Source organism: Roseinatronobacter domitianus (assembly GCF_023336755.1).
In the GTDB taxonomy this organism is placed as follows: domain Bacteria; phylum Pseudomonadota; class Alphaproteobacteria; order Rhodobacterales; family Rhodobacteraceae; genus Roseinatronobacter; species Roseinatronobacter domitianus.
This window is the reverse complement of the sequence record NZ_JALZWP010000013.1, coordinates 21,296-33,743: the sequence shown is the minus strand read 5'-3', so window position 1 is coordinate 33,743 and position 12,448 is coordinate 21,296. Positions and strand designations below refer to the sequence as shown.

Below are 12,448 nucleotides of genomic sequence, written 5' to 3'. Positions count from 1 at the left end.
TGTTTGCACTGCATTCAAGCCCAAAAGCCGTTGAATGCGCGTTGAGCATCGCATAAATCGCTTAACATGAGCATTCGACCCATCCTGATCCATCCCGACCCGCGGCTGAAAAAGCTGTGTGACCCGGTGTCTGCCGTGACGTCCGACATCGGCAAACTGGCCGAGGATATGTTGGAGACGATGTATGACGCGCCGGGCGTGGGGCTGGCCGCGCCGCAGGTGGGGATCACCAAGCGCATTTTCGTGATGGATTGCGTCAAGGAAGATGGCGAAGCCCCGCGCCCGATGGTGCTGATTAACCCGGAAATCATTGCGGCCTCTGACGAGATGAACACCTACGAGGAAGGCTGCCTGTCCATCCCCGAGCAATATGGCGAAGTCACCCGCCCCAAGCTGGTGACGATGCGTTGGATGGGATTGGATGGCAAAACCCACGAGGACGCGTTCGACGACTTATGGTCCACCTGCGCGCAACACGAACTGGACCACCTGAACGGCAAATTGTTCATTGACCATCTGGGCAGCATCAAACGGCAGTTGATTACCCGCAAGATGGTCAAACTGAAACGCGAGCGGGCGCGCGCGTGAGTGTTCGCCGCTGCCTGCCATGGCCCGACCCGGTGCTGCGGCGCAAGGCCACCCCGGTCGAGGCAATCACCGATGATATCCGCGCCATCTGGGACGACATGATCGACACGATGGAAGCGATGCCGGGCGTCGGCCTTGCGGCGCCGCAAATCGGGGTCAGCTTGCGGCTGGCGGTGGTCGATGCGTCCGAGGGCCGCGGCCAAGCCGTGCGCATGGCGAACCCGGAAATCTTGTATGCCAGCGCCGTGATGCGCCCGCATGACGAGGCCAGCCCCAACTTGCCCGGTGTCCACGCAACGATTGAGCGCCCACGCGCGGTGACGGTGCGTTTTTTGAATGCGGCGGGCGAGATAGAAGAGCGGGAGATGGTTGGGCTTTGGGCGACCAGCGTGCAGCACCAGATCGACCATCTGGAGGGGCAGATGTTCTTCGACCGCCTAAGCCGGGTGAAGCGGGATATGCTGCTGCGGCGCGCAGGAAAAAAGCGTTAGGCCGGTGGCCGCCGTGGTGCCGGTGAGGGGCCAGCCCCTCACGCTCCCCGGAGTATTTTTCGCAAGATGAAGGGGGATGCGATGCGGGCTATCTTTATGGGAACGCCGGAGTTTTCGGTCGCGGCCTTGGACGCGGTCCACGCCGAGCATGAGGTGGTTTGCGTCTATACGCAACCCCCGCGCCCTGCCGGGCGCGGCAAGAAGGACCGTCCCTCGCCGGTACAGATGCAGGCCGAGGCGCTTGGTCTGCCGGTCCGCCATCCGGTCAGCCTGAAGGGGGCGGAGGCGCAGGCGGAGTTTGACGCGCTTAAGGCCGATATTGCGGTCGTGGTGGCGTATGGTCTGATCCTGCCGCAACCGGTTCTGGATGCGCCCCGCCATGGGTGCCTGAACATCCATGCCTCGCTGTTGCCGCGCTGGCGCGGGGCGGCCCCAATTCAGCGCGCGATCATGGCCGGGGATGCCGAAACCGGCGTGTGCATTATGCGAATGGAAGCGGGGCTGGACACCGGACCTGTGCTGCTGCGCGAGGCGACCCCAATTGATGATGGCGACACAGGAGCCAGCCTGCATGACCGTTTGTCCCAAATGGGCGCGCGGTTGATTGCAGAGGCCTTGGCGCGACTCGATACGCTGTCGCCACAGCCCCAACCCGAAGACGGCGTGACCTATGCTGCCAAGATCAACAAATCTGAGGCCCGGATCGACTGGACTCGGCCTGCTGAGGAGGTTGCCCGTCATATTCGCGCGCTGTCGCCGTTTCCCGGCGCATGGTGCGACAGCCCCGCGGGGCGGTTGAAGCTGCTGGATGCGCGGGCAGTGGCGGGCAAAGGCGCGCCTGGCGAGGTGCTGGACGGGTTGACCGTTGCCTGCGGTACTGGCGCAGTTTCGGTGCTTAGCGTGCAGCGCGAAGGCAAGCGCGCAAGCGACACTGATGCCTTTTTGAACGGGCATCGCTTTGCGCCGGGGACGGTTTTAGACGGTTAATCCGTCCGGTCCGTGGCAAAAAGGTAGAGCACACAGCCTGCCAGCATCAGCACGGCAAAGAACCCGAACAAAAGGCTGTAGGACGTAACACCACCATCACCCAGCCGGTGAACATGGCCGCTGGCGACCTGCAAAAGCCCAACACCGCCAATGGAAAACAGGTTGATAAGCGTGACCCCCCGCCCTGTCAGATGCGGCGGAATAAAGCTGCGGCCATGCGCCATGAGCATAGGGAAAGACGCCCCAAAGAACCCAACCGCTGCTAAAAGAGCCGCGCTTGCCCAAAGCCCCATCGCGGGGGAAATCGCCAATATGCCAAGCGCGCAAGCGCCGAACAGATTACCGCCAAGGATGACCCATTTGCGGGTGCCCAACAGACGGTCCAACGGCCCGTAAGCGAAATTGCCCGCGATCATCGCGAAGGCCATGACCAGCGTGACCTGCCCCACAACATTGGCGTTGGCACCATACAGATCGGTCAGATAAGGGCCGGCCCATAGCCCGCGCAATCCGGCTGCGGGGGCGTAATTCACGAATAAAAGCGGCATCATCCACCAAAGCGCGCGAATGCGCAGCACATCGCGCAAGCGGGGTTTGGTGCCTTCGGGGGCTTGCGCGCGCGGCGGATCGGGGATGACCACCCACAGCACCGCCGCCACCGCTGCCGTAATGCCCGCCATCGTCCAGAGGGCCGCGCGCCAGCCATAGACCTCTGACGCCCACGCCAAGGGCCAGGCGCCAAGGATATTCCCCAACGACCCAAGGCCGATAACCGCCCCTGCCAGCGTGGCAAACATAGCCGCCGGAAAGCTGCGGGCGAAAATATAGTAAGACGCCATCAGCACGGGTGCGCAGCCCACGCCCAGAAGCATCATCGCCAGATTGATATGGGTTGCACTCTGTGCCATCGCAAAGAGCGCAGCGCCCCCGGTGCCGCCAAGCCCCAGCATCAGCGCTGTGGTGCGGCGCGGGCCGATCTGGTCCAGAGCCATGCCCAGCGGGATTTGCGCCGCCGCGAACACCAGAAACCAAAGGCCAGAGGAGAGCGCCAGATCATCCGGGGTCACGCCCAGATCCTGCGTCAGCGGCCCGGCCAATACGGCCAGAAACGCACGATAGAACTGGCTGAGCAGATAGCCCAGCACTAGGCAGGCCAGACCAAGTTTCATGAAAGCCCCTCCTCCCAAAGGATGCGCATGCTTTATTGAACCTGTGAACAAAGTGCAATGCGCAGCTTTCGGGGTGCAGGACATGCTGTTGCGGGCTATGACTGGAACACCCGCAAGAGCAAGGTGCGCCATGGAGCAAAGCTATCATTACAAGCTGATCGCACGTGCGATCGCGCTGATTGATGCGCCGGGCGGAACCGGGCGCAGCCTTGATGATCTGGCGGCAGAACTGGGAATGAGCGCAGCGCATTTTCAGCGGGTGTTCAGCGCATGGGCCGGGGTTTCGCCGAAACGCTACCAGCAATATCTGACGCTTGGCCATGCGCGCCACCTTCTGGGCGCGCGTTTCTCGACCTTCGAGTCCGCCATGCAGCTTGGCTTGTCAGGACAGGCGCGGCTGCATGATCTGTTTTTGCGGTGGGAAGCGATGACTCCGGGCGACTACGCCAAGCGCGGCGCGGGGCTGGACATTCGCTATGGCTGGTTCGACAGCCCGTTTGGCCCAGCTTTGGGCATGGCGACAGATCGGGGCTTGTGCGGACTTGCCTTTGCCGAAGCCGAGAACGACCCGGCCATATTGGCCGATATGACCCGGCGTTGGCCCAAAGCGTCCTATATCTGCGATCCGGGGGGCGCCGCGCCGCATGTCGAGGCGGCTTTTACCCACAAGGGCGCAGCACAGTTGCATATGATGGGAACCCCCTTCCAGATAAAGGTCTGGGAGGCGCTGTTGCAGGTGCCGTCAGGCCATGTGACCAGCTATGGCGAAGTTGCCAAAACCGTCTGCTCGGACCGTGCAGCGCGCGCCGTGGGCACGGCGGTCGGGCGCAATCCGCTTGGCTTCGTGATCCCGTGTCACCGGGTTTTGCAAGGCAGTGGCGCGCTTGGGGGCTATCATTGGGGGCTAGCCCGCAAACGTGCCATGCTGGGCTGGGAAACTGCGCGGAGAGATGCTGTAGCGCAAGCGTGATGGCAAAACCCTGCGTATCGCGCCGCGCTGTAATAGCAGCCGGGCAAGCGACGTGGTATCAAGCTAAGACACACTAAAGGAGTGTTCCATGAAACTCGTTGCACCTATCGCAATCTCGGTTTTGGCGTTGACCGCCTGCGCGCCCGACCCGAACTCCCAGCAGAACCGCACGCTGACAGGCGCCCTGACCGGGGCAGCGGTCGGCGGCATTTTCGGGGCAGCAACCGGCGATGGCGGTGGCGACCGCGCACTGGCCGGGGCTATTGTCGGCGGCGCAGCAGGCGCCCTGATTGGCCAACGGCTTGACCGTCAGGCCGCAGAACTGCGGCGCCAGCTTGGCAGTGACGTGAATGTCCAGAACACCGGGCAAGAGCTGATCCTGACCCTGCCGCAAGACCTGCTATTTGCGACCGACAGCGCAAGCGTGCGGCCCGACCTGCAAAACGATCTGCGCGTCATCGCGAACAACCTTATCAACTATCCGCGCAGCGATGTGCGTGTGGTTGGGCATACGGACAATACCGGCTCGGCTGCCTATAATCAGGGCTTGTCCGAACGGCGCGCTGCAAGCGTGGCGCAGGTGTTGTTTAACAACGGCGTCGCTCCGGCACGTGTGCGCACCGAAGGGCGCGGCCTGACACAGCCGGTTGCCGATAACAGCACAGCGGCGGGGCGGCAGCAGAATCGTCGGGTGGAAATCTATATTCGACCGCACCAACAGGGCTAAGGCAGCTTGTCGAACCGGAGCGAAAGGCTGGCCCACGCGGTCAGCCTTTTCCGTTGCGACGGGCGAGTTTCGGTCATATCTTTTTACCAACATCCCCATTGAGATGGGGTGAGGAGGACCAATGCCGTTTCAACGCATTCAGCCTGAAAAGCTGTCCCAATCCGTTGTGCGCCAGATAGAACTGTTGCTGCTGCGCGGTGTCTTGCGGCCGGGTGAGCGGTTGCCCGCAGAACGTGATCTTGCCGAACGGTTGGGTGTGTCACGCCCCAGCTTGCGCGATGCGCTGGCCGAATTGCAGCTGCGCGGCCTGCTGGAAAGCCGCGCGGGCGCGGGGGTTTTCGTTGCAGAACTTCTGGATAGCGCCTTTTCGGATTCGCTGGTGCGGCTGTTTGCCGAGCATGACGAAGCCTTGTTCGATTACATCAGTTTTCGCCGCGATATGGAGGGGATGTCTGCCGAGCGTGCCGCGCGCCTTGGGTCTGATACCGACCTGAAGGTGATCGACACGCTCTATCACCGGATGGAGGCCGCTCATCAGAAACGCGACCCATCCGAGGAAGCGCAGCTTGATGCAGAATTTCACCTGTCGATTGTCGAAGCGTCACATAATATCATCATGTTGCACATGATGCGTGCCATGTTCGATTTGCTGCATAAGGGCGTTTTCTACAATCGGCAGATGATCTTTCGTCAACGTGCCACGCGCAGCGACCTGCTGGCACAGCACAAAGCGATCAATGCGGCCATTCAAGCGCGCGACCCGATAGAGGCCCATGCGGCAGCAACGGCGCATCTGGATTTTGTCGAGCGGATCATGAACGACCATAAACGCAGCGAGCATAACGAAGCGATTGCGCGCCTTCGGTTTGAGCACACGAAGGAAAGCACATAAAAAAACCCGGCCTTGCAGCCGGGTTTTTACATTTGCAACGTCCCGCTTTCAGTGCAGACGTTCGTGCACCGCTTTTATTGCGTCGCCAATCAGGGCATCGCTGCGTGCATCATCCATGTTCTTGGCGATGACACTACCTGCCGCCGCGATCGCGACTGCGGTTGCCTTGTCACGCACCTGACGAATGGCACCCGCCTCGGCAGAGGCGATCTGGTCTTCCGCAGCCTTCAAGCGGCGAGCGATAGACGCTTCGATCTCTGCCTTGGTTTGTTCGGCGGCAAGCTGGGCGTCGGCTTTGGCTTTCTCTACGATCCGTGCGGCTTGTTCCTTGACCGCTGCATGCTGGCGCTCAAATGACGCGTGCAGTTCCAGCGCTTCTTCACGCAGGCGGCGGGCCTCTTCCAGCTCCGCCTTGATCGTCTCGGAGCGCGCATCAAGCAAACCGCTGACCTTGCCGGGCACCTTCGCGTAAACCAGCACACCGCAGAAGACGAGGAAGGCTGCCAGAACGATCAGGTCGGTGTTGTAGAGCGAGAAGAAGGGCTTGCCTTCAACCGCAGCAAAGGCTGGGCTTGCCAGAAGCGTGGCAATGACGGCCATACGCAACATCATGCGTCCCCCTTCATCTGTGCCTTGACGGCTGCGGTCACGCTGCGCGCATCCGCTTTCATGTCAAAGGCCGCAACAATGTCCTTGGTCACGTCATTCGACACTTCGGCAACCATTTCGACCGCGTTAGCCGTGATCTCGCGAATGCGTTTTTCGGACTCGGCGGACTTAGCGGCAATTTCCGCGTCTGCCTTGGCGATCTGCGCATGCAACGCCTCTTGCATTTCAGCCTTGGCAGCTTCGACAATGCGTTGCGCTTCCGCACGGGCATCCGCTTCAGCCTTTTTGAAGGCATCTTCGGCGTCCTGCGCTTTTAGCTTGTATTCCTCGGCTGCGGCAATGTCGGCGGTGATCGCACCGCGACGGTCTGCCAGAACCGACGCCACACGCGGCAATGCGACGCGCGACATAACGAAATACAAAACCACCAACGCGACGACCAACCAGAAAATCTGGTTAGAGAAAGTGGTTATATCCAGTTGGGGCATACCTGGCCCCGAAGCAGCAGTCTCTGCCATATCATCCCCCTAACCCGAAAAACACCGGCGAGGCGCATCCGCGCCCCGCCAGCCGTAAGGATACGTCGGGACGTTCTTAGACTGCGAACATCAGCAGCAGAGCGACGAGGAACGAGAAGATCCCCAGTGCTTCTGCGAACGCAATGCCGATGAAGAGCATAGCGGTCTGGCCGGCAGCGGCCGACGGGTTGCGCAAAGCACCCGACAGGAAGTTGCCTGCAATGTTGCCCACACCGATTGCTGCGCCGCCCATACCAATGGCGGTCAGACCAACACCGATGTATTTACCCATTTCTGCGATATCGCCTTCCATAGTCGTCTCTCCTTGATTTGGAATTGGCAAGATGGATTATCCGGACCTCGGCGCCGCGCTTAGTGCGCAGGATGCAGGGCATCTTTCAGGTAGACGCAGGTCAGAATGGTGAAAACATAGGCCTGAATGACGGCCACGAGCAGTTCCAACGCATAGAGCGCGGTCACTGCCAGAATGGGGACAAAGAAGAACGCGCCCAGCGCGGCTGCAAAGCTTGCGAAAACCTTCGCCACAGCGTGCCCGGCCATCATGGCGCCTGCAAGACGAATGGAGTGACTGACAGGGCGGACGCAGTAAGAGATCACTTCGATCAGCGCCAGCACAGGGCGCAGGGCCAAGGGCGCACTATCAACCCAGAATAGCTTCAGGAACTTGGTCCCGTGCAAAATGAACCCAAGCGCCGTGACCACAAAGAACACCGTAAAGGCCAAGACCGCCGTGACTGCGATATGCGACGTGGTGGTAAAGGCAAACGGGATGAGGCCCAGCAAGTTCGCAAACAACACGAACAGGAACAGCGTGAAGATATAGGGGAAGAAACGCACGGCATCATGGCCCGCCACATCCTCTACCATCTTGTAGACGAACCCGTAGGTCATTTCAGCGGCAGATTGCGCGCGGCTGGGAACCAACGCACGCCCACGGGCGCCAAACACCATAAGTGCAGTCGCGGCCAGAACGGTCAGCGCCATCCACAGCGTAACATTTGTTGGCGTGTACCAGGCGATGTCACCCCCAAAGAGCGACTCGACCCGAAACTGGTCCATGGGCTTGATGACAAGGCCGCCACTTTCTTCTGCCACAGGTCTAGTCCTTCTTCTGGTCGCCCGCTCCGGGCGGGGTCGATTGATCTGTCGTCACAGCCAATTCGCGCGCCGAGCGCATCATGGTCTGCACGCCGGCAGCGAAGCCGAGCAACGTAAATACCACCAGAAAGAGCGGCATGGTGTCGAACACCCAATCCAGCCCGTATCCGATGCCAGCCCCGACAAGGAGACCGGAAACAAGTTCGATCACCATTCGCCACCCGACTTGGGCCATTGAATGATGGTCTTGCGCGGCCGGCTTTTGGTCATGCTTGGCCCGAACCTGCGAGATGCGTGTTTCGAGTGCCTTGAGGCGCTCGCGCTCGTCGCTGTCGGTCATGCCCTCTCCCGGATGCAAGTTGCGCGCAAGCTATGCAGAGGGGCGCTCAGAGTCAAGCTGGCAAACGCAGCAGTCGAATAGGTTTAAGCTATTGTTTTTAAATTATTTTATTTGAAGTCGGATTCCGCGCTGTTACGCAATCGCCAGATTTCGCGCTTGCAGCATATTCAACCAAACAGTTGACCTTTCAGCACGCAACCGGGACAAGGGGCCATGAGTGCCTCAGATGCTCCCTCGCTCGACATGGTCTTTACCGCGCTGGCCGATCCAACGCGGCGGACCATTCTGGCCATGCTGCTGGAAGACGACATGGCCGTGACCGATGTTGCCGAACCGTTCGAGATGTCCCTTGCCGCCGTGTCAAAGCACCTTGGGATTCTGGTCGCAGCCGGGTTGATAAGCCAAGAAAAGCACGGTCGGGTGAAATGGTGCAAGCTAGAGCCCGACGCGTTGCGCGAAGCGTCGGTCTGGATGCAGGCTTTCGGGCAATATGACGCGCTCAATCTGGATGCGTTCGAGCGTTTTCTGGTGCAAGAGCTGTCCGAGTCTGACGTGCCCCCAGCCAGTTGAGCGTCAGCGCGACAAGGATGATTGCGGCGCCAACCAGTTCCGCCGTGAAACTGGGCCAGAACAGCGCGACGATGGCAGGCAGCATCACCACACGCAGCGCCGCTTTCATAGGGCCGAACAAATAGCCCTCGATCGCGCTGGCGAAAGCCACCAACCCAAGCGCGGCGGTGAACCCCGTCCAGATCACATAGGGCAGCGGCCCGCCGTAGATCAGTTCCGGGTTGAACACCATGAAGGCCGGGATCAAATACAGCCCCTTGGCGAATTTCCACGCCTGCATACTGGTTTCCATGGGTTTCGCGCCCGCAATCGCCGCCCCCGCAAAACCCGCAAGCGCGACGGGGGGCGTGACGTTGCTGTCCTGCGAATACCAGAACACCACCAGATGCGCGATCAAGAGCGGGATGCCGAATTCATTATGCAGCGCCGGGCCAACCAGCACGATCAGCACGATGTAACTGGCTGTGACCGGCAGCCCGAGGCCAAGGATAAGCGATGCGATCAGCACCAGGATGAGTGCAATCACAATGTTGCCGCCCGACAGCGATACCATCATGGAGCTGAATTTCAGCCCCAGCCCGGTCAGGCCCACAACGCCCACGATAATACCCGCAACCGCGCAAGCAATCGACACCGCAACGGCGTTGCGCGCGCCCAATTCCAGCGAGCCAAAGACCACGTCAACCCCGCGCAGAACCGACGCTTTCACCCGAGCGCCTGTCACCGGGCCGGATGCGTAAAGCGCCCAGATCCCGCGCAAGCCCGCCATGGCCAACACCGACAGAATGGCCCAGAACCCAACCCGCATGGGCGAAATGTTGTTCACCAGCAGAAAGATCAGAACCACCAGCGGGACGATAAATTGCCAGCCCGCCGCAAGCACCTGCCGCACGACAGGCAATTCTGACGCGGGCAGGCCCTTCATGCCCTGTTTCATCGCCACGATATGCACGAAAAGGTAGACGGTGCCCAGGTAAAGGATGGCCGGGAAGATAGAAACGAGGACGATTTCGATATAGGGAATTCGGGTGTATTCGGAAATCAGGAACGCGCCTGCCCCCATCAAGGGCGGCGTGATCTGACCGCCAGTGGATGCTGCGGCCTCTACCCCGCCGGCTTGGGCGGGGCGGTAGCCCAGTTTTTTCATCAGCGGGATGGTAAACGCGCCCGTGGTTACGACATTCGCAATCGCCGACCCGGAAATGGAGCCCATCCCGGCACTGGCGATAACCGATGCCTTGGCCGGTCCGCCCGGCTTGCGCCCCGTCGCGGCAAAGGCAAGGTCGATAAAGAACTTTCCGGCGCCGGTTTTCTCCAGAAACGCGCCGAACAGGACAAACATAAAGACGTAGGTTGCGGCCACGCCCAACGGCAGGCCGAAGATACCTTCTTGCCCCAGGTATAGCTGCCCGACCAACCGGTCCACGCTCGCACCGCGGTGCGACATAAGCCCCGGCATCCACTCACCCAAGCCTGGCAAGGCGCCACGCGCGCCCGCCAACGCATATAGAATGGCGATCAGGCCGATAATCGTCAGACCTAAACCCACCGCGCGGCGGCTGGCTTCCAGCACCGCGATAATGCAGATAATACCCACCACGATGTCGGCTTGCGACCACCAACCCGCACGGGCGATAATGTCGTCCAGAAACCAGATGATGTAGAACCCGCTGAGGAATGACGCGGCCAGAAACGCGCCATCGATGATCCAGGCCCACCATGTGCGGCGGCGGTTCTGCCCGGTCAGCGGAAACAGCAGAAATGCCAGAAACAAGATAAAGGCCAGATGCGCCGGGCGTTGGTAGAACAGGCCCAGCGGCTGAATGCCCGCCGTGTAAAGCTGGAACAGTGACAGCGCAATCCCGGTCAGCGTGATCGCCCAAAGCACAAAGCGCGGCTGAATTGCGTCTGCCGAACGCATGGTTTCGGGGATCACGTCATGCGGGTTTGTTTGCGACATCTGAACGGTTCCGCTTCGGTTATTCGGGACGAACCCGCAAGGTGACAAGACTATTCGCAGCAAGAGCCGACAGGTCGACCACCCCCGCCGTGCCGGTCAGCTTATGCCCAACGCGCGCAGGGCCAACGCGCAGCGGCAACCCGTTTACGGGGAGCATTTCATCTATCCCGACAATCCAATAGCCACCGCGCTCGGCGGGAACAACGCGACCACGGCCTGCGACCTCTCCAAGCCCCGCCGCGTAATCATGCAGGTAGCTGCGGACCAAGATCAACCGTTCGTCTTGCGCGGCAAAGCAATCGGCAACGGCCCCGCCAGTGACAGAATGCGCCCATGTCAGGCAAATTTCGCCACCGTCAAAGGGCATGGCCACCAAAGGGCCGCCGTCTTTCGTGACAACCTGCAAAAGGTCTGCGGCTTGCGCAGGCGCAGCCAGGCCAAGGAAAAGGGCGGCCAAAGCAGGCCGCCCCATACCCCAATTCGTCACGGACGCTGACGGTCCTGAACACCCGCACCCACTTCTTCCAGGTAGCGCAACGCGCCGGGGTGGAAGGGGATGGGCGTGGCCGCGACAGAGAATTCCAGCGTCGTGTCATTGGCCGCCGGGTGAATGGCGATCAGGTCGGCCACGTTTTCATACATCGCTTTGGTGATGTTATAGGCCAGATCCTCGTCCATATCGGCATGCACGATCAGCACGTTTGGCGTCGATATGGTCGTCACGCCTTCGGCCATGCCTTCATACAGGCCCGCGCGCAGGGTGTAGGGGGCGAAGGTCGGCTCTGCCGCAATTGCGGCGGCAACCTCTGCTTCGGTCATCCCGATCATCGAAATTTCACGCGTGGTCGCAAGGTTCAGGATCGAACTGGTGGGCGGCCCCACGCTCCAGAAACCCGCGTCGATATCGCCGTCGCGCAGCGCATCTGCGGTTTCGTTGAAGTTCAGGCGCTGTTCTTCGAAATCATCATATGTGATGCCATTGGCAGCCAGCAGCGTTTGCGCGCTGACTTCAGTGCCGGACCCTGGCGCGCCCACTGACACGCGCTTGCCGCGCAGGTCATCAAGGCTGGAAATGCCGCTACCCGCCAGCGTGACGATCTGCACCGCGTTCGGATAGATCGAGGCCAAAGCGCGCAGCTCGCCGACCTGACGGCCCTCGAACGCGCCGGTGCCGGTGAAGGCGCCATAAACCGTGTCCGCCAAAGCAATTGCGATGTCGCTGTCGCCGCGCGCGATCAGCGCTACGTTTTCAACCGAAGCACCCGTCACTTCCGCGCTGGCCGATGCACCGTCAACGTGATTCGAGATCACCTCTGCCAAGCCGCCGCCATAGGGGAAATACACCCCGCCAGTGCCGCCGGTAGCGATCGACAGTTCCTGCGCCGCGACCGGGGCCGCCATAAACGCTGCTGCGGCCACGAGGGCCGTTGCTTTGAATGTCATAGTATCCTCCCAAGGATATGTGTGTTTTTCGTGGGGCCCTGACGGGTCCGGGGACAAGACTAGCC

General features: G+C 60.9%; 16 protein-coding genes. 7 read left to right on the top strand and 9 right to left on the bottom strand.

Annotated elements, in window-relative coordinates; all coding sequences use genetic code 11:
- Positions 1–66 precede the first annotated feature (66 nt).
- The 3 genes from def (M3N55_RS12650) to fmt all read left to right on the top strand — a co-directional run bounded on the left by def (M3N55_RS12650) (position 67) and on the right by fmt (position 2,066).
- Positions 67–588: a peptide deformylase gene (gene def / locus M3N55_RS12650; protein ID WP_249059644.1), complete on the top strand. Its 522-nt coding sequence runs from the start codon at positions 67–69 to the stop codon at positions 586–588.
- On the top strand, positions 585–1,079 hold the full coding sequence (def, locus tag M3N55_RS12645; protein ID WP_249059641.1) for a peptide deformylase: 495 nt from the start codon (positions 585–587) through the stop codon (positions 1,077–1,079). Before def (M3N55_RS12650) ends, def (M3N55_RS12645) begins: the two co-directional genes overlap by 4 nt.
- Before the next feature lie 81 nt (positions 1,080–1,160).
- Positions 1,161–2,066 carry a methionyl-tRNA formyltransferase gene (gene fmt, locus M3N55_RS12640; protein WP_249059633.1) on the top strand — a complete coding sequence of 302 codons (906 nt, stop codon included), beginning with the start codon at positions 1,161–1,163 and terminating at the stop codon, positions 2,064–2,066.
- On the opposite strand, the gene M3N55_RS12635 is transcribed toward fmt, so the two are convergent.
- A complete protein-coding gene (locus M3N55_RS12635; RefSeq protein ID WP_249059632.1) occupies positions 2,063–3,235 on the bottom strand; it encodes an MFS transporter in 1,173 nt (390 codons plus the stop codon). The two genes, fmt and M3N55_RS12635, sit on opposite strands and share 4 nt — an antisense overlap.
- Positions 3,236–3,365: 130 nt before the next feature.
- Between M3N55_RS12635 and M3N55_RS12630 the strand changes: the two genes are divergently transcribed.
- From M3N55_RS12630 to M3N55_RS12620, 3 genes are all read left to right on the top strand, one after another.
- Positions 3,366–4,205, top strand: a complete 840-nt coding sequence (locus tag M3N55_RS12630) for a methylated-DNA--[protein]-cysteine S-methyltransferase (protein WP_249059630.1) — start codon at positions 3,366–3,368, stop codon at positions 4,203–4,205.
- Between the two features lie 88 nt (positions 4,206–4,293).
- The gene (locus tag M3N55_RS12625) at positions 4,294–4,932 is read left to right on the top strand and encodes a YiaD family glycine zipper/OmpA-like lipoprotein (protein ID WP_249059628.1); all 639 of its coding nucleotides are present in this window, start codon (positions 4,294–4,296) and stop codon (positions 4,930–4,932) included.
- A gap of 121 nt (positions 4,933–5,053) precedes the next feature.
- Entirely contained in the window at positions 5,054–5,824 is a 771-nt protein-coding gene (locus M3N55_RS12620; RefSeq protein WP_249059627.1) for a FadR/GntR family transcriptional regulator, read from the top strand.
- Between the two features lie 48 nt (positions 5,825–5,872).
- Here M3N55_RS12620 and M3N55_RS12615 read toward each other — a convergent pair whose 3' ends face one another.
- The 5 genes from M3N55_RS12615 to M3N55_RS12595 form a co-directional block, all read right to left on the bottom strand.
- Positions 5,873–6,433: a F0F1 ATP synthase subunit B family protein gene (locus M3N55_RS12615; protein ID WP_249059726.1), complete on the bottom strand. Its 561-nt coding sequence runs from the start codon at positions 6,431–6,433 to the stop codon at positions 5,873–5,875.
- Positions 6,433–6,951 carry a F0F1 ATP synthase subunit B' gene (locus tag M3N55_RS12610; protein ID WP_249059626.1) on the bottom strand — a complete coding sequence of 173 codons (519 nt, stop codon included), beginning with the start codon at positions 6,949–6,951 and terminating at the stop codon, positions 6,433–6,435. Before M3N55_RS12610 ends, M3N55_RS12615 begins: the two co-directional genes overlap by 1 nt.
- A 76-nt stretch (positions 6,952–7,027) precedes the next feature.
- Positions 7,028–7,264, bottom strand: coding sequence for a F0F1 ATP synthase subunit C (locus M3N55_RS12605; RefSeq protein ID WP_071470100.1), 237 nt, complete (start codon positions 7,262–7,264; stop codon positions 7,028–7,030).
- A gap of 59 nt (positions 7,265–7,323) precedes the next feature.
- Positions 7,324–8,031 (bottom strand): F0F1 ATP synthase subunit A, encoded by a 708-nt coding sequence (locus M3N55_RS12600; protein ID WP_249059723.1) that lies wholly within the window; start codon positions 8,029–8,031, stop codon positions 7,324–7,326.
- 40 nt (positions 8,032–8,071) lie between these two features.
- On the bottom strand, positions 8,072–8,410 hold the full coding sequence (locus tag M3N55_RS12595) for an AtpZ/AtpI family protein (RefSeq protein ID WP_249059625.1): 339 nt from the start codon (positions 8,408–8,410) through the stop codon (positions 8,072–8,074).
- A gap of 213 nt (positions 8,411–8,623) precedes the next feature.
- Here M3N55_RS12595 and M3N55_RS12590 point away from each other — a divergent pair, with 213 nt between their 5' ends.
- Positions 8,624–8,980 (top strand): ArsR/SmtB family transcription factor, encoded by a 357-nt coding sequence (locus M3N55_RS12590; protein WP_249059624.1) that lies wholly within the window; start codon positions 8,624–8,626, stop codon positions 8,978–8,980.
- Here the strand turns inward: M3N55_RS12590 and M3N55_RS12585 are convergent.
- The 3 genes from M3N55_RS12585 to M3N55_RS12575 are packed head-to-tail and all read right to left on the bottom strand — an operon-like array spanning position 8,910 to position 12,383.
- Positions 8,910–10,940, bottom strand: coding sequence for a TRAP transporter permease (locus tag M3N55_RS12585; RefSeq protein WP_249059623.1), 2,031 nt, complete (start codon positions 10,938–10,940; stop codon positions 8,910–8,912). The genes M3N55_RS12590 and M3N55_RS12585 overlap by 71 nt on opposite strands.
- Positions 10,941–10,959: 19 nt before the next feature.
- On the bottom strand, positions 10,960–11,427 hold the full coding sequence (locus M3N55_RS12580) for a DUF1850 domain-containing protein (protein ID WP_249059622.1): 468 nt from the start codon (positions 11,425–11,427) through the stop codon (positions 10,960–10,962).
- A complete protein-coding gene (locus M3N55_RS12575) occupies positions 11,424–12,383 on the bottom strand; it encodes a TAXI family TRAP transporter solute-binding subunit (RefSeq protein WP_249059621.1) in 960 nt (319 codons plus the stop codon). The genes M3N55_RS12580 and M3N55_RS12575 overlap by 4 nt, the downstream gene beginning before the upstream one ends.
- Positions 12,384–12,448: the final 65 nt, after the last annotated feature.